The 20,425-nt window shown below is 65.4% G+C and carries 16 protein-coding genes; 5 read left to right on the top strand and 11 right to left on the bottom strand.

The genetic code is table 11. The annotated features are described in order from the left end of the window. Position 1: 1 nt before the first annotated feature. A complete protein-coding gene (locus A3E1_RS0123550) occupies positions 2-481 on the top strand; it encodes a DUF6232 family protein (protein ID WP_020523245.1) in 480 nt (159 codons plus the stop codon). A 24-nt stretch (positions 482-505) separates the two neighbouring features. On the opposite strand, the gene A3E1_RS0123545 is transcribed toward A3E1_RS0123550, so the two are convergent. The 3 genes from A3E1_RS0123545 to A3E1_RS0123535 form a co-directional block, all read right to left on the bottom strand. Then, on the bottom strand, positions 506-1,768 hold the full coding sequence (locus A3E1_RS0123545; protein WP_020523244.1) for an extracellular solute-binding protein: 1,263 nt from the start codon (positions 1,766-1,768) through the stop codon (positions 506-508). A 103-nt stretch (positions 1,769-1,871) separates the two neighbouring features. Continuing rightward, positions 1,872-3,518, bottom strand: coding sequence for an endo-1,4-beta-xylanase (locus A3E1_RS0123540; RefSeq protein WP_026208756.1), 1,647 nt, complete (start codon positions 3,516-3,518; stop codon positions 1,872-1,874). A 133-nt stretch (positions 3,519-3,651) separates the two neighbouring features. Next, positions 3,652-4,671, bottom strand: coding sequence for a LacI family DNA-binding transcriptional regulator (locus A3E1_RS0123535; protein WP_020523242.1), 1,020 nt, complete (start codon positions 4,669-4,671; stop codon positions 3,652-3,654). 146 nt (positions 4,672-4,817) lie between these two features. On the opposite strand from A3E1_RS0123535, the gene A3E1_RS0123530 reads away from it, so the two are divergent. Then, the gene (locus A3E1_RS0123530) at positions 4,818-7,145 is read left to right on the top strand and encodes a beta-xylosidase/alpha-l-arabinosidase (RefSeq protein WP_020523241.1); all 2,328 of its coding nucleotides are present in this window, start codon (positions 4,818-4,820) and stop codon (positions 7,143-7,145) included. Here A3E1_RS0123530 and A3E1_RS0123525 read toward each other — a convergent pair. Then, the gene (locus A3E1_RS0123525; RefSeq protein WP_026208755.1) at positions 7,109-7,648 is read right to left on the bottom strand and encodes a GNAT family N-acetyltransferase; all 540 of its coding nucleotides are present in this window, start codon (positions 7,646-7,648) and stop codon (positions 7,109-7,111) included. The genes A3E1_RS0123530 and A3E1_RS0123525 overlap by 37 nt on opposite strands. Before the next feature lie 47 nt (positions 7,649-7,695). Here A3E1_RS0123525 and A3E1_RS0123520 point away from each other — a divergent pair, with 47 nt between their 5' ends. After that, complete coding sequence (locus A3E1_RS0123520) at positions 7,696-8,286, top strand: TetR/AcrR family transcriptional regulator (RefSeq protein ID WP_040391683.1); 591 nt, start codon at positions 7,696-7,698, stop codon at positions 8,284-8,286. Here the strand turns inward: A3E1_RS0123520 and A3E1_RS0123515 are convergent. Genes A3E1_RS0123515 through A3E1_RS0123495 form a run of 5 tightly spaced genes read right to left on the bottom strand, consistent with a single transcriptional unit; the run spans position 8,273 to position 14,224 of the window. Then, complete coding sequence (locus tag A3E1_RS0123515) at positions 8,273-8,887, bottom strand: DUF402 domain-containing protein (RefSeq protein ID WP_020523238.1); 615 nt, start codon at positions 8,885-8,887, stop codon at positions 8,273-8,275. The two genes, A3E1_RS0123520 and A3E1_RS0123515, sit on opposite strands and share 14 nt — an antisense overlap. Next, entirely contained in the window at positions 8,865-9,656 is a 792-nt protein-coding gene (locus A3E1_RS0123510; protein ID WP_020523237.1) for an ABC transporter ATP-binding protein, read from the bottom strand. The genes A3E1_RS0123515 and A3E1_RS0123510 overlap by 23 nt, the downstream gene beginning before the upstream one ends. Before the next feature lie 9 nt (positions 9,657-9,665). After that, positions 9,666-10,298 carry an ABC transporter ATP-binding protein gene (locus A3E1_RS0123505; protein WP_020523236.1) on the bottom strand — a complete coding sequence of 211 codons (633 nt, stop codon included), beginning with the start codon at positions 10,296-10,298 and terminating at the stop codon, positions 9,666-9,668. Continuing rightward, positions 10,295-11,173 carry an ABC transporter ATP-binding protein gene (locus A3E1_RS0123500; RefSeq protein WP_020523235.1) on the bottom strand — a complete coding sequence of 293 codons (879 nt, stop codon included), beginning with the start codon at positions 11,171-11,173 and terminating at the stop codon, positions 10,295-10,297. The genes A3E1_RS0123505 and A3E1_RS0123500 overlap by 4 nt, the downstream gene beginning before the upstream one ends. Further along, positions 11,174-14,224, bottom strand: coding sequence for an FtsX-like permease family protein (locus A3E1_RS0123495; RefSeq protein WP_020523234.1), 3,051 nt, complete (start codon positions 14,222-14,224; stop codon positions 11,174-11,176). It lies immediately after the preceding gene. A 115-nt stretch (positions 14,225-14,339) separates the two neighbouring features. Between A3E1_RS0123495 and A3E1_RS0123490 the strand changes: the two genes are divergently transcribed. Both A3E1_RS0123490 and A3E1_RS45015 read left to right on the top strand, forming a co-directional pair. After that, on the top strand, positions 14,340-15,341 hold the full coding sequence (locus A3E1_RS0123490; RefSeq protein ID WP_020523233.1) for an ATP-binding cassette domain-containing protein: 1,002 nt from the start codon (positions 14,340-14,342) through the stop codon (positions 15,339-15,341). Beyond that, entirely contained in the window at positions 15,338-16,279 is a 942-nt protein-coding gene (locus tag A3E1_RS45015) for an ABC transporter permease subunit (protein ID WP_020523232.1), read from the top strand. Before A3E1_RS0123490 ends, A3E1_RS45015 begins: the two co-directional genes overlap by 4 nt. Here the strand turns inward: A3E1_RS45015 and A3E1_RS0123480 are convergent. Together A3E1_RS0123480 and A3E1_RS0123475 are read right to left on the bottom strand one after the other, a co-directional pair. Then, a complete protein-coding gene (locus tag A3E1_RS0123480) occupies positions 16,211-17,278 on the bottom strand; it encodes a YihY/virulence factor BrkB family protein (protein WP_020523231.1) in 1,068 nt (355 codons plus the stop codon). The genes A3E1_RS45015 and A3E1_RS0123480 overlap by 69 nt on opposite strands. A 34-nt stretch (positions 17,279-17,312) precedes the next feature. After that, positions 17,313-20,408 carry an FtsX-like permease family protein gene (locus A3E1_RS0123475; protein WP_157631705.1) on the bottom strand — a complete coding sequence of 1,032 codons (3,096 nt, stop codon included), beginning with the start codon at positions 20,406-20,408 and terminating at the stop codon, positions 17,313-17,315. Positions 20,409-20,425: the final 17 nt, after the last annotated feature.

Below are 20,425 nucleotides of genomic sequence, written 5' to 3'. Positions count from 1 at the left end.
CGTGTTCACCTATTACCGTGACCGGACGGTGGAGGTGACCTCGCTTGCCCTTAGTATTCACGGCCGGGAGTTTCCCCTCGATGAGCTGGAATACGTGTGGCATCGCGAGATCGGCCCGAACCCGGACGTCCGCCGGCGCGTTGCCCGGCGCGGAGCGCTGAGAATCGGTCTGGTAGTAGCCGCGATCATTGGCATACTGGGCGCAATTTACCTGCTGTATACGGCTTTCTTCGATCGCGCGGCAGCGGCTTCGGTGTTGCTGCCCTTGGTGGTTGTCGTCTTGCTGGTCGCGCTGTCCGGCCCGTTTCTGGAGTGGACGCTGCACCGGCTCGATCACAGCTACGACATTGGCGCGAAGGTGCACGAGATCTGGGCCGTCTGGCAGGGAAAGGAGATCATGCTGCTGCGGATCGCGGATGAGACCAAGTTTGGCCAGATCTACCGCTCTATCCAGCGCGCCATGGAAGGGCCGGTCACGTAACCGCAGCAGCACGAATAGCTGGTCCTACTGGTTCTTCGCCGTTTCGGTGATGGCCTGTGCGACCTGTTGCGGCGTAACGGTTCCAGCGACCAGTTCGGCGACACTGTCGTTGACTTGCTGGCCGACCGCCGGTGCGTAGGCCTGATCAAGGTAGAGCTGGAAGCCCGTGGCTGACGACAGTGACTTCGCCACGGTGGCCATGTTGGCGTCTTTGATCGCGTCATCGGCACCCTTGGCGACCGGCAGGACGGCTCCGGTCGCGGCCTCACGACGCTGGTTCGCGGGGTCAACGAGGAACTTGACGAAGTCGCTGGTGATGGCCGGAGCGTTGTGGCCCAAGGCGAAGCCGTTGCCACCGCCGAAGGCGTCGGCCGCCTTGCCCTTGCCCCCGTCCACCGCAGGAAACGGGAAGAACCCGAGCTTGTCGCCCAGCCCGTTCTTGCTCGCTGATGACGAGTTCTGCACCGACGGTCCCCACTGGCCCATCAGTTCCATCGCCGCTTGACCGTTGCCGATCGCGGCCGCCTGGCCATCGGGCGCGTCGTATTTAGCGCCGAGGAATCCTTTTTGGAACGGTTGCAGGTCAATGAGTTCCTTGAATCGCTGGCCCGCGGCGACGAAGTCGGGCGTGTCGAAATTGCCGTCCTTCTCCGCCTGCTTCAGCGCGTCGAGGCCACCGATGCGCATGGCCAAGTAGGACCAGTAGAAGTGAGCCGGCCATTTGTCGGCACCGGCGAGCGCGATCGGCGTGACGCCAGCGGTCTTCAGCTTCTGCACGGCGGCGAGCAGGTCAGCCCAGGTGGCCGGAATATCAGCACCAGCCTTGGCGAAGAGTTCCTTGTTGTACCAGAAGCCGACCATGCCAATGTCGAACGGCAGGCCGTAAAGCTTTCCGTCCACTTTGTAGGGATCGAGCGCGGCAGGAGTCAGGCCGTCGCCCAGCGACAGCGGCAGCTCCTTGACGAGACCGGCCTGGACCTGTTGCTTGAGCACGCCACCACCCCAGGAGTGGAACAGGTGCGGCGGGTTTCCGGCTTGCGTCACCGTAGTGAGTTTGGCCTTGAATGCCTCGTTTTCCAGCGGTGTGATCGTGACTTTGGCGCCGGCGTGAGCGGTCTCGAACTCCTTGGCGAGCGTGGCCCACAGGCTCAGCATCGGATCGGTGGTCGAGATGTGCCACCAGTCGATCGTGCTCGCGCTGGATTCGCCGTTCTCACCGGAACAGGCGCTAAGCAGCGAGAGCCCAGACAGGGCAAGCAACGATCTGCGTGACAGAGGGGGGTTCATGGGACGTCCCTTCCGAAAGTTTCTATGCATTGCCGAGAATTATCGGAGGATGCTGCGCACGTTACAGGGTGGGAGGGCCCCAAAGGAAGCCCTCCCACCGCGCTCAGACAGCGCAGGTGTAGCCGGAAGGAACCGACGTTGACCCGGTAGGACGGCTGACCTGGAAGCCAAACGTCGTGCTGGCATTCGGGCCGAGCGTTCCGTTATAGGGCATGTTTCGTGCCGTGACGGTCTGCCCGCTCACCGTGAGAGCCGCGTTCCACGAGCCCACGATGGCGTGCCCGGACGGGAGCGTGAAGGTCACGGTCCACGACGTGGTCTGCGAAGTTCCCGTGTTCGTCACGGTCACCGGCTGAATCACGTAACCGCCACTCCACTGGGTTTGCACGGTCGCTACGGCCGAGCAACCACCGCCACCACCGCCCGGGAGCGTGGTGATGCTGACGGTGTTGGAGTTCGCCGACGTGTTTCCAGCCGCGTCCCGCGCCCTGACCGCGAACTGGTACGCGGTAGAGCTGGACAGTCCGCTCACGGTCGCCGACGTTCCGGAGACGGTCGTGCGGACGGCTCCATTTTGGAGGATGTCGTAGCCGGTCACCGCGACGTTGTCCGTCGAGGCACCCCAGCTCAGGGTCACGCTGCTCGAGGTAACTCCGGAAGCAGTCAAGGTTCCCGGGGTGGTCGGCGGCGTGGTGTCCACTGGCGGCGGCCCGCCCGCCAGCGCGTCGTGCACCGCCGTGTAGGCCGGCTTCACGCCGTAGTTGGCGTCGTAAATCAGGGCCTGGCCCTCGTTGGGGAACGTGCCTGGGACCCAGGAGTGCTTGTCGGTGAAGCCCCAGATCGTGACGCCGGTGCAGCGTGCGACGTTGTTGCAAGCCGTGATCACGTTGCGGTAGTAGGTGTTCTGTGCCGTGATCTCGTTGGAGTCAGCAGGCAACGGGATTCGCACGTCTAGCTCGGTGATCCGGACATCCACGCCCAGGGCAGCGAACCGTTCTATGTTCGCCTGCAGGTTCGGGAAGCCATATTGCACGGCTAGATGCGCTTGGAACCCCACGCAATCAATGGGTACGCCCTGATTGCGCAACGAGACGACCAGGTTGTACATAGCGGTGCTCTTCGCGTTGATGCCCTCAACGTTGTAGTCGTTGATGCACAGCTTGGCGTCGGCGTCAGCGGCCCGCGCGTAGCGAAACGCGTCGGCGATGAAGCTCTGGCCGAGTGTGTTGTACCAGAAGCTGCTCCGGAAGGTACCGTCCTCGTTGAAGACCTCGTTCACCACGTCCCAGGTCGCGACGCTGTTGGCGTAACGGCCGACGACGCGCGAGATGTGGTCTTGCATGGCGGTCCGCATAGCACTGGCACCAAGTCCCTGCACCCAGCTGGGGGTTTGGCTGTGCCACACGAGGGTGTGCCCATGGATGGCCTGGTTGTTGGCCTGCGCGAACGAGACGATCGCGTCAGCGTTGCTGAACGTGTAGTTGTTGTCCGACGGTTCCGTGGCGTCCCACTTCATCGCGTTTTCCGCCGTGACCTGGTTGAACTCGGTCGCGGCGATGTTGCGGTAGGCGGCTTCGCTCGACAGTGGGCCGTTGGCGGCGGCATAGCCGATGAACTTGCCCCGGGCCGCGGCGTGTGTCCGAAGTGGACCGGAGGCGAAGGCGGGCTCTGCCGCCATGATCGGCACAGCGAGCGTGCCGATCAGGGTAAGGACGGACAGCACAGCTGACCGTCTGGTTGGGACGGACATGGTTGGGACCTCCTATGACGGGAGCGATGTGGCATCCGTCAGTGGCGGGCACCTCAGGCAGAAGCGCACATCAATGGAAGCGCTCCCAATTCTGGGGTCCGCGCACGAGCACGTCAATGTCCAAGTTCGAAAATTACCGAGAAAGTGATGAAGTGCTATCTCTGATCACGAGTTCGGTCGCCAGCTCCACCCGTGGACTTTCCACCTTCTCGCCCTGGGCTAGCCGCATGACCGTGCGGGCAGCCAGGATGCCCATCTCCACCAGCGGCTGGCGGACTGTCGTGAGTGGAGGGCTGGACCAGCGCACCTCGGGAAGATCGTCGAAGCCGACCACGCTGACGTCGCCGGGAACGCGCAGCCCCTTTTGCCTTACCGCCTCGTAGACACCGAGAGCCATCTGATCACTGGCCGCGAAGATGGCCGTCGGTGGTTCCTTCAAGTCCAGCAACGACATTCCGCCGGTGAACCCGGCCTCGTGATAGAAGTTTCCGGGCTGGATCAGCTCGTCGACGACGGGGATGCCAGCTGCTTCAAGGGCCGCACGGTAGCCATCGAGCCGCGCCCGGCTGCACATCAGGCTAGCCGGGCCAGCGATGAAGCCGATCCGCCGGTGTCCCAATGAGATCAAGTATTCGGTCGCGCGCAGGCCGCCGGTCCAGTTCGTGGCCCCGATCGTGGGCACATCCAGGGACGGCACGCCGGCCGGGTCGACGACGACCACGGGCACATTGAGCCGCCGGAGCTCGGCATGCAGGCCGGGCGCCAGATCCGAGGTCACCAGGATCACGCCGTCGCTGGCGCGCGCCCGCAGATTTTGCAGCCATTGCCTGGTCGGCGCGGTGCGCCGGTGGATAGCTGAGACCACGGTGCCCATGCCAGACGCGTGAGCGACCTCTTCCACACCGCGGATGATCTCGACCGCCCACGGGCTATCGAGGTCGTTGAACACGAGGTCGATCAGGCTGGCCCCCATGCCACCCCGCGCGCCCCGGCGGCGGTAGTCGTGCTGGCTGAGCAGCTCCTCGATCCGCTGACGGGTCGCTGGTGCGACGTCGGACCGACCGTTGATGACGCGCGAAACGGTCGGCACCGAGACTCCCGCCTCCTGGGCGATCGCCGCGATCGTCACTTTGCGATCTTCATCAATAGCCACTGGCTGCTCCTTTGCCCTCGACCGGAAGTTTACGGAACGTTACGCCGTTCGCGCACGCTTGACCGCTGCCCCCGGGCGCTTTACCGTTCGAGAAACTACCGGAAAAATTCCGGAACTCCCTCCTGGACTCTCGGAAGGATGCTTTGGTGACACCCCTGTGGCGCGACCCGGCTCAGCCTGCTGCTGCCCGCGTCGATGATTTGATGCGGCAAATGACCCTGGCCGAGAAGGCCGCACAGCTCACCAGCATCTGGCTCGCCGGCTCGGCGTCCAGTCACGACGTCGCCCCGCTTCAGCACGAGCTAGTGTCCGAAGTGGACTGGCAAAAGCAAATCTCGGCCGGGCTGGGCCAGCTGACCCGGATCCTCGGCACGGCACCGATCAGCGCGGGCGATGGGGCGAGAAAGCTCGCCGAGCTTCAGGACGCCATCGTCAAGGCGAGCCGGTTCGGCATTCCGGCCATCGCGCACGAGGAATGTCTCAACGGCCTCGCCGCGCTGGGCGCCACGATCTACCCGGCGCCATTGGCGTGGGGCGCGACCTTCGATCCCGGCCTCGTCGGCGAAGCCGCGCGGCTCATCGGCGAAGACATGCGACGCTGCGGTGTCCACCAAGGACTCGCGCCCGTGCTCGACGTCGTGCGGGATGCCCGCTGGGGGCGCGCCGAGGAGACGATCGGCGAAGATCCCTACCTAACCGCGACCATCGCGACCGCCTATGTCCGCGGGCTGCAATCAGCTGGAATCATTGCCACGCTTAAACATTTCGCCGGGTACTCGGCTTCGCGCGCCGGGCGCAACTTCGCTCCGGTGAGCATGGGCCAGCGGGAGTTCCGTGACGTCATGCTGCTCCCGTTTGAGATGGCGGTCCGTGACGGCCAGGCCAAGTCGGTGATGCACGCTTACACCGAGATCGACGGTGTGCCAGCGGCGGCTGATGTGTCCTTGCTGACGGACCTCTTGCGGGGCGAGTGGGGGTTCGAAGGAACCGTTGTCGCCGACTACTTCGGGGTCGCGTTCCTGCACACGCTGCACAAGGTGGCCGCCAGCCTGGGCGACGCCGCGGCACAGGCTCTCACCGCGGGAGTCGACGTCGAACTGCCAAGCGTGCACTGCTACAGCGATCCGTTGCTGGCACTGGTGGAATCGGGAACGGTCAGCGAAGACCTCATCGACCGCGCCTGCCGCCGTGTGCTGCTGCAAAAGTGCGAACTCGGCCTGCTCGACGCTCGCCTCGCTCCTGCGCCCGCGGCCGGAGCCCCGCACCGCTTGGCTTCGCCCGCAACGGCTCCCGTTAGCGCCGCACCGATTGAGCTGGATAGTGCGCGGAACCGGGAGGTGGCAAGGCGATTGGCGGCCGAGTCCATCGTGCTGTTGTCGAATGACGGGACGTTGCCGTTGTCGCCACACGCGCGCGTTGCTGTCATCGGGCCACTGGCTGACGATCACAACGGAATGCTTGGCTGCTATACGTTTCCGCGGCATCTGCGCCTTGAGGAGCCGGGCGTTGTCATCCCCACGCTGGCTGACGCGTTGCGGGAACGGTTGCCAGCGGTGAACTCCGCGCCGGGGTGCACCGTGACCGGCAGCGAGACGGACCGTTTTGAGGAGGCTTTCGACTTGGCACGAGACGCCGACGTGTGCGTTGTGGTGCTCGGCGATCACGCGGGGCTTTTCGGCAACGGGACGTCAGGGGAAGGTTGCGACGTCAGTGACCTGAGCCTGCCGGGTGTTCAGGAGGAATTCCTGGCCCGGGTGTGCTCACTTAGTACCCCCATAGTGTTGGTCTTGTTGTCTGGAAGGCCCTATGCCGTCGGCGCTTATGCCGACCGGGTTTCGGCCATCGTTCAGGCTTTCTTCCCGGGCGAGGAGGGCGGGCCCGCGGTCGCCGATGTCCTGACCGGGCAAGCCAATCCCTCCGGCCGGCTGCCGGTGAGCATACCGAAAACCGCTGGGGCGCAACCGTTCACCTATCTGAGCCCGGTGCTGGGGCACACGAGCGATGTTAGCTCCGTCGACCCGGCGCCGCTGTTTGTCTTCGGGCACGGGTTGTCCTACACGACTTTCGCCTGGGAAGGCGACGTAAGCGAATTGGAGTGCGCGACCGACGGCTCCCTCCAATGTGGAGTGACGATCCGCAACACCGGCGAGCGCGCTGGCACGGAAATCGTGCAGCTTTACCTGCACGATCCCGTGGCGAGCGTGACGCGGCCCGTGGCGCGGCTGACCGGTTATGCCCGCGTCCCGCTCGAGCCGGGACGCAGTGCGCGCGTGAGCTTTATGTTCCACGCCGATCTGGCGTCCTTCACCGGGCGCGACGGGCGCCGCGTCGTCGAGCCGGGCGAGATTCAGCTGTGGTTTGGCGCTTCGAGCCGCGACATCCGGCACACGGTGCGGGTGGAACTGACCGGACCGCACCGTTATCCCGGCCACGAGCGTCAGCTGACCTCGCTGGCGAGGATCGACCACACCTGAATGTCGTGGTTGATTCCGTTGTAGGGAAAGGCTTCCCGGAGCACACCGTCGAGGCGCATGCCGAGCCGTTTGGCCACCGCGATGCTGCGGTCGTTTCCATTGGCCACCCGCCACTCGACCCGGTTCATGCCCCGTTCCCGGACCGCCCAGTCGATCATGCGTTGCGCCGCCTTCGTGATGAGACCCTGTCCTTGTGCTTGTGGCGCAAGCCAAACGCCGATCTCACAGGCCTGGAAACGCGGCTCGAACACGCGATAGAGCGTGCCGCCGACCATGACATCGTCTTGCCAGATGCCATAGATGCGGCCACCGTCGGCCGCCAGATCCTCGGCATAGCGCTGGAGCCACGCCCGGGTCATCTCGACATCGGTCAGTCTCGCCGCCCAGGGCAGCCACTGCGCCAGATGTTCCCGGTTGCCGGCGATGAACGCGGCGAACTCCTCAGCACGCCACGGCTCCAGCGCTCTGAGTTCGGCTGTTTCGGTGAGGGGATAGCTGAGCATCATGGCCTCCGCGTGCGTACCAAACGTTTGTTATGTACTCTAACACCATGCCCGCCAAAGGTGACCACGATGCCCGCCGCCAGGACGTTTCGGCCGCGGTGTGGGAGGTGCTCGCCGCGAAAGGCTTTGGCGGTCTCACGATGCGCGCCGTCGCCGCCCAGATGGGGGCGTCGACCGGCCTGGTCACGCACTACTTTCCGAGCAAGCAGGCCCTAATCCGGCACGCTCTGTCGCTGGCCCACGCGCACACGGATACGCGCGACCGGCTCCCCATCAGCGGCACGGGCCTGCAAGCCCTGCGGTCAGCCCTGCTCGATGTCATGCCGATGACGCCCGCCGCGGTCGCGATGAGCCGGGTGTGGGTCAGCTTCTGGGACGCCGCGCTGGCCGATGAGGAACTGTCCGAGGCGGAGCGCTGGCGCTATGACCGGTGGCGCGGCATGCTCCGGCCGCACATCGTGGATGCCGTCGCCAAGGGTGAGTTGCCCGCGCAGACCAATGTGGACGATGCGGTGGCGACAGCCGCGGCCTTCGCCCACGGCCTGGTGGTCCAGGCCCTCTTCGACCCAGCTGCTTTCCCACCGTCGCGCCTGACCACCATGGTTGACGCCTATATCGGGACTCTTAGCGAACGGTGAAGGGGACGTCCTGCCAGTTCGCCGGGAGGACGGGAACGGGCCAGGCCGGATCGGGAGTCCAGTGCTCCCACGCTTCGTCCCACCAGCGTTCGCCGGCGTCGAGCGCTTTGGCTACACGATCGCCTTCGGCTTGGATCTCGTGCACCCGGCCGGGGTAACGCGACTCCCCCGTCGCGGCGAACTCGTCGACGTCCTTCCACTCCCAGCTGGGAGCGCCCGCCTTCCACACCAGGTCTAGCTCGTGATCGAGGGTGTCGAAGCCGATCTCGGTGCGGCGTGGAGCGTCCTGCAGGTTGAAATACCAGCAGTCGCGTTCCCTTTTCTCGCCCCGCCAGAAGACGAAGACAGCGTGGTCAACGTCGGCCCAGTGGATCGCGAGCAGGCCGTGGCCGTTCCAGAACTGGTGACCGGCCGCTTTCCACGGGTGCTCCCCGGCCGGGAAGTCGCCCGTGGACGGAAAGCCAAAGTGCGTTCCCGCAGGCAGGAACGTGACGAGCTGATCTCCGTCATCCCGCACGCACACTGAGGGGTAGGCGAACCACGGCTCACCGCGCATGATCTCGCGGCGGACTACCGTCTCACCGGGCTGAAACAGCCGCATAGCGGCCCTCCTCATAGGACACGCGCAACTTCACGCCGAAGGTCGCAGAAAGGTTGTCAGACGTCATCACCTGCGGCAACGGTCCCGCCGACACGATCGCACCCTCGCGCAGCAGCATCCCGTGCGTGAAGCCGGGCGGGATCTCCTCGACGTGATGGGTCACCAGAACCATCGCCGGGGCATCCGGATCGAGGGCCAGATCGCTGAGCCGGCCAACGAGGTCTTCCCTGCCGCCGAGGTCAAGCCCGGCAGCCGGCTCGTCGAGCAGCAGCAACTCCGGATCGACCATCAGCGCACGGGCGATCTGCGTCCGCTTGCGCTCGCCCTCTGACAACGTGCCGTATTCACGGTCGGCCAGCGAGCCCATGCCCCAGTCGCTGAGCAGCCGGTCGGCCCGGGACGTGTCGAGCTGGTCATACGCCTCGCGGAACCGGCCGACGACCGACCACGATGCGGTTAGGACCACGTCACGGACTTTCTCGGTACCGGGAATGCGTTCAGCCAGTGCCGACGTGGAAAAGCCGACACGCGTACGCAACTCCTGCATATCGGTCCGGCCGATCTTTTCGCCGAGCACGTGCACGGTCCCGCTGGTCGGGTGGGTGCGCGCGGCGGCAAGGCTGAGCAGAGTGGTCTTGCCAGCACCATTGGGCCCGAGGATGACCCAGCGTTCGTCGAGCTCGACCTGCCACGTTATGCCCTGCAACAGCATCTTGCCGGACCTGATGACATTTACCTGTTCAGCGGCGATAACCAGATCGGGATGCACCGGGCCATACTAATGGTGCGACTGGTCAAGATGTATTTCCGCGTGGCATTGCTCGGCCGCTTGAGGGTCGTGCGTGGCGAACACCACTGCCGCTCCCCGCCTGCTTTCAGCGAGCAGCAAGTCGACCACACGCTCCCGGTTCACCGCGTCCAGCTCGCTTGTCACCTCGTCAGCCAGCAGGACATTGGCCCGCATGGCCAGGCCACGGGCCACGGCGGTCCGCTGCTGCTGGCCACCGGACAATTCCTCAACGAGCTGATCGGCCTGGTCGCTAAGACCTAGTTTCTCCAGGACATCGGCCGTTCTTACTTCAGCTTCCTCAGGGGGTACGCCGTTAGCGATCAGTGCAATGTGGACGTTCTCGCTAGCGGTCAATGTCGCGGCCAGCCCGTTGTTCTGCGGAATCAGCACGACACCCCGCCGGATCGCCTCGTCGTGACTGCCGAGACGTTCCCCATTCACGCGCACTTCGCCGCTCTTTGGCCGGATAAGCCCCGCGAGCGTCCACAACAGCGTGGTCTTGCCCACACCGGACGGTCCGGTCACGGCTAGGACCTTGCCCGAAAACGTATGCGCGGAAACGTCTTTCAGCACCGTGCGGGCACCGTAGGCGACCGTGATCTGGTCAGCTTCGATGGTCATGGCTTCTCCGTAACGGCCGGGACTAGCAGGGCACTGCCGTCGGGCTGGTCGATGATTCTGAGGTGAGTGCCCGGGGGCATCCGGTCGAGCAGCCCGTGTGGCAAGTGGATCGAGCCGTCGCGACCGACAACCGCGAACTCTTCGCCACGGCGCCCCTGCGCCCCAACGCGGCCATCGCGGATGGTTACCGTGCGGCCCATGCGCTCGCCGACATCGGGGTCGTGGGTGACGACGATAACCGTCGTTCCCGTGCCGTTGACGGCTTGCAGGGCATCGAGCACCTCGTCGCGGGCGTCCGGGTCGAGCTGGCTCGTCGGCTCGTCGGCTAGGAGCAGCCCGGGCCGGCGGGCGAGCGCGACAGCCAGTGCCAGGCGCTGGCGCTCGCCGGGAGCAAGGTGCTTGGGCTCCAGCTTGGTGCGGCTCGTGTCGCGAAGCCCGACGAGTTCCAAAACGTGCCGCACCGGCAACAGATCGCGGCCGACCGCGGCACGCTGAGCGAACGCGACGTTTTGCTCCGCGGTCAGATAAGGCAACAGGCTGCGTTGCGCGCCCTGCAGCGACACCCCGACGTCAGAGGAGCGCAGCTGCGCCAGCTCCGCCTCGGTCGCCTTCACCATGTCGGTTTCGCCCACGTGCACACGGCCCGCCGACGGACGCATCAAGCCCGCCAGCACACTAAGCAAAGTGGACTTTCCCGACCCCGAGGGCCCAAGCAGCGCAACGGATTCGCCCGGTGATATGTCGAGGTCGACGCCAGCGAGCGCCACCACTTCATATCCTTCGAGCCGGTAAATCGACACCAGCCCGCGGCATGTGACGCCGATCGGCTGTTCAGGTCCCCGATTGGTCACGGATCGTTGCATCACGACAGTCATCTACGCCTCACCACGGAGTAGTTCCGGCTTGGCCGCACGGACCAAGCGCACCGACACCGGCAGTGCGACAAGCAAGCAGCCGATCGCGGCCGCGGCCAAAGCCGCGAGCGCTCCGGGAGCAGGTTGCCATTGCACCGCGGTGGTAACCCCGACGGTCACCAAGGGAATCGCGGGGAGCATGAACAAAGAACTGCCGATGCCAGCGGCGAAGCCAATGAGCGAAGGCCAGCCGAGCAACGTCAGGTATTCGCGGCGCAGCGCGCGCCGCAGTGATTTCACGGGGACACCTGCCACCCGCAGGGCGGCGAGCTCAAAGGCCCTTTGCTCGGCACCGATCCGGGCCACCAGCACCACAATGCCCAGCGACAGCAACACCGCGACCAGACCGGCCAGGGCGTAGATCCGCAAGGCGAGCGCTGGGGCACGCCGGCCAAGCTGATCAGCGTATGCGGTGAGGGTCTGCACCTGTTGCAGCTCAACACCTTGCGCGGACAGCCGCTGCCGTAAGTCAGCGGGAGCGTCTGGCCCAGCCCAGACTTCGAACGCGACCTGGTCGCGCGCGAGACCCTCACTGTCCACAGCGGACTGTGCGGCATAAGCGAGGTCGACGAGGAAGCCCGTTCCCGATCCCGCCCCGGGCAACGCCGTCACCTGCTGGGCCACGGTGAACAGCTGTGGCTGGATTCCCAGCGCGGGGAACGTCCACGTTTCGGCCGGCCCGCGCTGGACGGGCGCGGATCCGGTTAGCAGCGCTGGCAAGGCTTTTGGCGTACGCAAGTGTCCAAGGTGGATATCGCGGTTGCCCTGCGACTCGATCCGGGCTTCCAGCTCGTCCGTGCCGAGCAGGCCGACCTTGACGTCAGCGTTCACTGGCGCACTCCAGTGTTGCTCTCCACCGATCACAAGCGGGCCGCTATTGGAGCTAAGGGAACGCAGGATGAGCACGCCGGTGGTCTTGCCGAAGTCGGCTGGCCGCCGCGAAAGCTGAAATGACAGCAGCGTTCCCGAGGGCGCGGCAGCGCTGTAGTCATGTGTGCCGGTCTTCAGCGTCCCCAGCTTGACCCGCTTGATGCCGCCACCTTCCAGCTCGACCTGCGCTTCCAGCTCCAGCGGAACACCGGCGAAACCGTCTGCCGTGATCTGTGCCGTCACCGTTCCGGACACCAGGTAAGGCTCGGCGACCGGCGGCTTGAGTTTCTTGGCCGCTTCCAGCAGATCGGCGTTCGTGTGCCCGAGCCAGGTCGCGGCACCGGCCAGGCGATCTGACTGCACGCCAAGGACCCGGATGACCCGGCCGTCGTAGTACTCCTCGCGGCGGGCGACCGCCATCGCTGACCCGTCCGGAACGGCGGTCTGCACCGCGGCGAGAAGCCGTTGCGCGTCCGGTGCCGTGGCCCGGTAAACCTTCTGTGCGCCCACTTCCCCGTTGGCGGCGGCCGCTCTTGCCTGTGATGCCACATCCCAGGCGGTCGCGGCGAAGCCCATCAGTGAGGTCGCGATCGCGATGACCACGATGATGCGCTGACGGCCCGGCCGGCGGGAAAGCTGTGCTGAGGCAAGGAGACCGGAAACGTCAGCCACCCGCCGGGCGCGGGGAAGACGTGTCTTTGACAGGAAGCTCAGGATCCGCCCGCCGATGAGGCCACCCACGACGGCGACCAGTGGTGCGACGACGAGCCCGAGGCCAGATGACCGGTCCTGCACGGCGGCGGCGAGCGCGGCCAAGGTGAGGGCGACGATCGCTCCTTCGAGCGCGCCAGCCTTCCACGTGGTGCGCTGCGGAACCTTGCGCAGCAACTGAATGATGCGCGTCGAGAAGATCCGGCGGGAGGCCGCGATCGCTGACAGATAAGTGAGGACAACCGCTGCCGCGACGGCGGCGAAGGGCTGCCACATCAGTTCAAGCGGTGTGCCTTCGGCGAACCAGAGCAGCTTGACCGCGAGCATCACGGCCCACGCGAGCGCCAAGCCAGCCGGCGCCGCCAAGGTGATGAGGAACAGCACTTCGCCCAGACCAAATTGCCCCACGCGCGAGGCGGCATAGCCATGCAGCTTCGCCAAAGCGATTTCCGGGCCGCGTTCTTCAGCGAGCGCGGCGACCAGCACCATGAGCACGAACAGGGCCAGCACCAGCAAGGGCACCGCTCCAATGGGGACAGTCCTGGCGATGGCGTCCTGATCAACGCGGGCGTGATCGATCAGCAAGGCCAGCCTGGAATCAGCGAGCATCGCCATGTCATTGATGCGTTCCACGGACGCCGTCAGCGCCGCGGAAACCTGCTCCATCTGATTCATATCGACGTCGTCGAGGGCGATCCAGGCGGTCACCTTGCGGCGAAGCTCGCCTCGCAAACTCTCCACCTCAAGGGGCGCGTGCACCATCACCGCGTCGATCGTGAAGATCTCTGACCCACTCGGCGTCACCTCGGGAATGGCACCGAACGCCAGCAAGCCTGTTCCGTGCCAATAGGACGACGACGTGTCCTTGGCCGTGTAAAGCCCGGTCACCTTGGGCTTGCGGGTCTGGATCTCGGCGGCCTGACCGGCCTCAAGGTCGATCTCATCGCCCACTTTGATCCCATGCAACTGGGCGGTCCGCGCGCTGACCATGACTTCGCCCTCAGCACCCGCGCACCGGCCTTCGATGCTCACGTGCGCACAGAAGTCGTCGCGATAGGCGAACCGTCCATTCACGACAGTCGCTGGAGCCTTGCCCCGCAAGCGCAGCCGGGCGTCGACCTGTGACGTGAAGCCACTCGTCCGGCTATGCAGCTCCGGCTCACCCTTGATCACCGACTCAACGGTGGCTTGAGCGGTCTTCACCCCGGGAGCTTGCAACTGCCCCGGCCCGGCCGCGACGGTGACATGCATAGCGGTCTGATCCGCGGTCGCGCTCTGGATCATGTCTCGCAAAATCGACTGCTGCGCACCTCGCACATAGGCCGGCAGAACCGCCGCCGACGTTGTCGCGACCGCCGCCAGCAGCAGCACTACCCACGACCGCGTCGCCCGGTATTTGACCCCGCGCCACAGCACAGTCCAGCCCGTCACCGTGCCGTCCTTTCCCTATTGCCGAACACACCAACATCAGGAACGCCGAAGGCCTGCCGACTGGTTGCCTTCGCGGGGACACACAGATGGACAAGGTGCCCTTAAAGTGACCGGGATGAGCGCCGTAATCGAAATCACCGGGCTGCGAAAGCGATTCGTCAGCCTTCGCCGTGGTTCCAAGGTTGCGCTGGATGGCTTCAATATGTCAGTCCAGCCTGGGCAGGTGCACGGGTTCCTCGGTCCCAATGGTTCAGGCAAGACAACCACTCTGCGATGCCTGCTTGGCCTGGTCCGGGCGGACGCGGGTGACATGCGCATCCTGGGCGCGCCCAGTTCCGCTTACCGCACGGTGGCCCACCGGGTCGGGGCGATCGTGGAAAGTCCCGCCTTCTTCGGCAACTTCTCCGGCGCCAAGACGCTGCGCCTGCTGGCGACGGCTGGCGGCGTTCCAGCATCGCGCGTTGATGAGGTGCTGACGACGGTTGGCCTGCGCGACCGGGGCAAAGATCTGGTCAAAAGCTATTCACTGGGCATGAAGCAGCGGCTCGCCGTGGCCTCGGCGCTGCTGAAGAAGCCCAGTCTCCTGATCCTTGATGAGCCCGCCAACGGATTGGATCCGGCGGGAATTCACGAAATGCGTGTTTTGGTGCGCACGCTGGCGGCCGAGGGCATCACCGTCCTGATCTCCAGCCACCTGCTGTCCGAGATCGAGCAGGTCTGCGACTCGGTCACGATCATCTCCAGGGGACGCCGCGTCACCCATGGCCCGGTCACCGATGTGCTGGCCGGCCACGACAAAGGTGAGTTCCGGGTCCGGGCTGCCGCCCTCGACGAGGCGAAGGCCGCGCTTGGGGCGATCTCCCGCAACGTGCGCGAGGCCGAGGGCAGCCTGATCGTGGCCGGCATCGATGATCCGGCACAGATCACCGAAACCCTTGGGCGCCAAGGCATCTGGCTCACCGAGCTAACACCGCTCGCCCCCGACCTGGAGAGCGTCTTCCTCGACCTGACCGGCACCCGTCCGGTGCCCGGCCAGCCGCTGCAAGTGGACGACACCGTGCTGCCCCCGGCCTCGGCCGCGCCACAGCCCGACATCAACATCGAGGTGACCCGGTGAGACTAATCAAGACCGAGGCAAACCGGTTCTTCTCGCGCCGGTTCATCATGGTGATGATGATCGCGCTCGTGGCGGCCTTTGGCCTCACGGTGCTCACCGTCATGTCCGCCTCCGAGACGCCCTCCGCCGAGGCTTGGTCGTATGCCCGTGAAGAGGCCGACCGCGTGCGGGCCGACACCACGATCAAGTACCAGAATTGCCTGGAGGTTTTGACCCCGAGCCGGTGTGATGACTTGAACCCGGCGCATGTCGAGACCGAGGACTTCATCTACGGCACGTTCAACTTCCGGCGCTCCATCAACGGCCTGATGTTCGTGCTCGCCGCATTCCTTGCGCTGTTTGGCTATCTGGTCACGGCTTCGTTCATCGGGTCCGAGTTACACAGTGGCGGGATGACCAACTTGCTGTTGTGGCGCCCGGAACGGCTCAAGGTGCTCGGGACCAAACTGGGCGTCGCCCTCGCGGCGATAACGCTGATATCAGCGGTATTCACGGTCATCTACGTAGGCATGTTCTACGGCATCGCGGCAACGACGGGGTGGGTGGGTTACCTGCCCGATGTGTTCTGGGAAGACCTCACTGAACTCGCCTTACGCATTATTGGGCTGACCTTGGTGGGCAGTGTCGTAGCGTTCTCCATCGCCACGATCGGCCGGCACACCGCGGCCGCCCTGGGCGCGCTCATGGGTTACATCGTGGTGTGGGAAGGCGGCGCCCGCGTCGTGCTCAGCATCGTTTTCCCAGAGATCTCCGAATACACGTGGTACCTGTCGAGCCACATCGCCGCATGGCTCGTTGGCGGGTTCGACTATTGGGACCGGATCGATGGCCGACAGCACTTCCTTGACCTGACCGAAAGCGGCCTCACCCTAGGAGCCGTCGCGCTTTTGTTCGCCCTCCTGGCTTTCACCAGCTTCAAGCGCCGGGATATCGCTTAGCTCCAGCTGTTGCGGGATGTGTTCACTGGGCACATCCCGCAGCGGCAAGTAGGGCTGGGCGTGCTTGGGCAGGCCTGCCGCGATGGCGCGCTCACGGGCTAGCTCGGCGTCGAACTCCGCGCCGAGAAGGACGGCTACGTTCGTTATCCACATCCACACCAGGAACACGATGACGCCACCGAGCGTGCCGTAGATCCGGTCGTAGGAACCGTAATGCGACACGTAGTAGGCGAATCCTCCCGAAGCCGCGATCCATAGCAGCGTGGCCAGAATGCTGCCAGGGGTGATCCAGCGGAAGCCGCCTTGGCGCGCGTTGGGTGCGGCCCAGTAGAGCATCGCAAGCAACAGTCCAAAAGCGAGAATCAGGAACGGCCACTTCAGGACGTCGAAGGTCTGGATCGTGCCCTTCTGCATGCCGAGCATGGTTCCGGCGGCGTCGGCGATCCGGCCGGTGAACACCACGGCAAGCACGCTCACGGCGAGAAAGAGGCCGGTGACGACGGTGATCATTAGGCGCAGGGGCAACGTTTTCCACAGTGGACGGCCCTCAGGCACGTCATAGATGTCGTTGGCCGCCCTGATGAAGGCCCCGACGTAACCGCTGGCCGAATAGAACGCGACCACCAGACCCACGATGGCCACGATCCCGGCCTCATTGCGGTTGTCCTGCAGCCGGTCGATGCCATCGCGAATGAACTGCTGGGCCGGCCCGAAGGTCAGCTCGCGAATGCCTTCCACCACCGACTGAGTGGCCGCGTCGCCGAGCAACCCCACTCCCGCGACCAAAACCAGCATCCCCGGAAAGATGGACATGATGCCGTAATAGGTCAGGGTCGCCGCACGGTCCGTCAAGTCATCGTCGAGCAACTCACGGAACGTGCGGCCAGTCACCCGCAAGAACGCCCGCCCGCTCAGCTCTGAGGGACGCCGGGGGCCGCGAGCGAGCAGTCTGGTCAGCCGTTCGCGGTAAACCACGCCACGATCACTTTTACGCGCCATGGCGCCAGTATTTCCCCGAAGGGCGCGGTGTCAATCAGTACGTGTCGCGCAGCAGATCAGGCGAGGCCTGCCGAACCAGCCGCACCGCGATCGGCAGCGCGACGGCCAGACATGCCAGCCCGGCCGCCAGGACGACACCGATGGCTAGCGGCGTAGGCCGCCAGTCCACTTCGGACGTCACCCCACTGCGCACTAGCGGGATGGCGGGCAGCATGAACAGGGCACTCGCCACGCCAGCCAGCAGACCGGTGATCGACGGCCAGCCCAGCAGGGTCAGGTATTCGCGGCGGATGCCGCGCCGCAGCACGCGCTCGGGCACACCTGTCACCCGCAGCGAGGCGAGTTCGTACCGGCGCTGATCGGCACCGATGCGAGCGGCCAGCACGACGATGCCAAGTGCCAAGAGCACCGCCACCAGCCCGGCGAGGCCATAGAAGCTCAGCGCCAGCGCGGGTGCCCGGCGCGACAGCTGTGCCGAGAAGGCATCGAGGGTTTGCGTGCGGTAGACCTGAATTCCTTGACCGGAAAGGCGTTCCGCCAAGTCCTTGGGCGCGTTGGCGTTCGCCCAGACCTCGTAGTAAACGAACCGCGGGTCGGCCCTGGAGGTGTCCATCGCGTGATTGATACCGGTCTCGAGATCGGTCAGGTATCCGTGCCCGTAGCCGCCGGGAATGTTCTTCTCCCGCTGCACGACCTCGAACGGCTGCGGCTGGTTAGCGAAGGCCATGAAGTTCCAGGGCGCCAGCGGATCGCCGTTTTGCGTGGGAGCCGAACCCGTCAGCACGACCGGCAGCGCCTTGGGCGAACGCAACCGGACGAGGCGAATGTCGCCGTTGCCGGAGGCTTCCAGGTCGAGGCGCAGCGTGCCGTTGCCGATGACGCCAGCCTTGCTGCCACCCACGACGATGGGCTGCCAGAAGGAAGCGTCACCGATGTCCAGCGATCCCTTGTCCGAGGTGATGCTCTGCACCACGAACGATCCCTTGATGAGCACGGGATCGGCCGGTGGACGTTCCAGCACGAGGGCGGTCAGCAGTCCGTCCGGGACCGTCGCCGTGTAGTCGGCTGATCCTTGTTTGATCCGGCCCAGCTTGACGCGCGCGATGTCACCGCCGACGCGAACTTCCGCGATCAGGTCCAGCGGGAAGGTGCCAAATCCGTTGGCTTCGGCGTTGAGGGTGAATTTCCCGCCGACCGCGGCCGGTGGGGGCACCGCTGGCTGAAGCTTGGTGGCCACATTGGACAGATCCTGCGCCGTGTGCCCGTACCAGGACGCGGCTGTCGCGAGCCGTCCACTTTGCACGCCGACAACCTGAATCGTGTCGCCGCCGTAGAACTCCTGGCGCCGCACCACAGCCATCGCTGACCCGTCGGGTGTCACGTCGTTGACCGCGGCCACGAGACGGTCGGCTCCGGTCGCGGTCACCGAATACACCGTGTGCGCACCGACCATCGAGCCAGCGTTTTCCGCCCGTGCTTGGCTGGAGGCGTCCCACACCGCCGCCGAGAATCCCATCAGTGCCGTGGCCACAGCCACCACCACGATGATGCGCACGCGGCCCGGCCGGCGCGAAAGTGCCGATCCTGTAATCATTCCCGCGACGTCACCTTTGCGTTTGGCTCTGCGCAGGGAACCGGCCGAACGCAAGCTGAGCAGACGCCCACCGACGATGCCGACGACGATGGCGAGCAAGGGCGGGGCGAGCAGGGCGAGCCCTGACCCGCGATCCTGCACCGCGGTCACCAGGGCGGCGATGGCAAGAGCCGCCGCGGCGCCCTCGAGAGCGCTCGCCTTCCAGGTCGCCCGCTGGGGCACACGCCGCAGCAGGTTGATGATGCGGGTGCCGATGACGCGACGAGACGCGACCACCGCGGCGACATAGGTCACGAGGAGACAGATGCCGACGGCGGCGAAAGATTGCCACGGCAACGTCACCGGAATGCCTTGGGACAGCCAGAGTCTGGCCATCGTGAACAGGGCGAGCCAGCCGAGCACGATCCCGGCCGGTGCCGCGAGCGTGACGAGGAACAGCACCTCGCCCAAGCCAAAGCCACCCACGCGCAGCGTGTGGTAGCCATGCAGTTTCGCCAGCGCGATTTCCGGGCCGCGTTCTTCGGTCAGCGCGGCGACGAGCACCATGAGCACGGCCAGCGCCAGCACGAGCAGCGGCACCGCTCCAATGGGGACAGTCGAGGCGATTTCCTTCTGGTCCTTGATGATTTCGGCCAGCAGTGACGGCAGCGGTGAACTGACGTTCATCCGGCCCTCAAGCGACTTGACGTAATCGAGAATGTCGGCTTCGAGTTGTGCGGCACCGGCGATGCGGACCGAGTCGAGATCCAGCCAGTACTTCAGGTAACTGCGGCTGATCCCCCGTGGCACGGCTTCAACGTCTTGCGGCACACCGGCGAAGACCGCGTCCAGCGACCAGAATGTGCCCCGCAAATGGATGTCGGCGACATTTGAGAAACCAAGCAGGCTGCCGTGATTCCAGTAGCGCGCGCCCGGATCCTTTGGTGTGTAAAGCCCCGTGACGATGGGTGCCGCGGCCTGGGGCGACGGTGCTTGTGGCGATCCGCCCATCTCGGCTGTGCGGCCCTCATCTGCTTCTGGCCCAACCGAAATCGGCAGTGGCTCGCCGAGCTTAATCTTGTGCAGCTCGGCCGAGCGTGCGCTCACCATGACTTCGCCGGGCCTCGCGGGGCAAGCGCCGGTGACGACAACGTGATCGCAGACGCCGGTGCGGTAGGCCAGGTGCCCGGTGACGATGGTGCCCGGCCGCTGCAGCGCGAGCTTGAGGTTGGTCTCCACGTGCGCGGTGCTCTCGGTCACCAGCCGCTGCAGCTCAGGCAAGGCCGCGAATTCCTCCTTGGCCCGCGCCACAGCCTGCTCATGCGTCAGGCGGCTCGACTGCGGAATCTGCGGGGACAGCACGTTCTGCACGCTGATCGTGGTTTCCTGGCCCGGGTTCAGCACGAGCAGATCTCGCTGTACTGACTCCTGTGCGGCCAGCACATAAGCGGGAGTCACCGCCGCGGCGGTGGTGGCCACCGCCGCCAGCAGCAATACGACCAGCGAGCGTCCCGCGCGGTAGCGCACGCCGCGCCAAAGCACTGTCCAACCTGTCACAAGGGTGAGGACGCTCT

Origin of the sequence: Catelliglobosispora koreensis DSM 44566, from assembly GCF_000379685.1 — a bacterium.
Lineage (GTDB): Bacteria > Actinomycetota > Actinomycetes > Mycobacteriales > Micromonosporaceae > Catelliglobosispora > Catelliglobosispora koreensis.
Note: the sequence above shows the minus strand (reverse complement) of the source record. Positions and strands in the feature narration are given on the sequence as shown.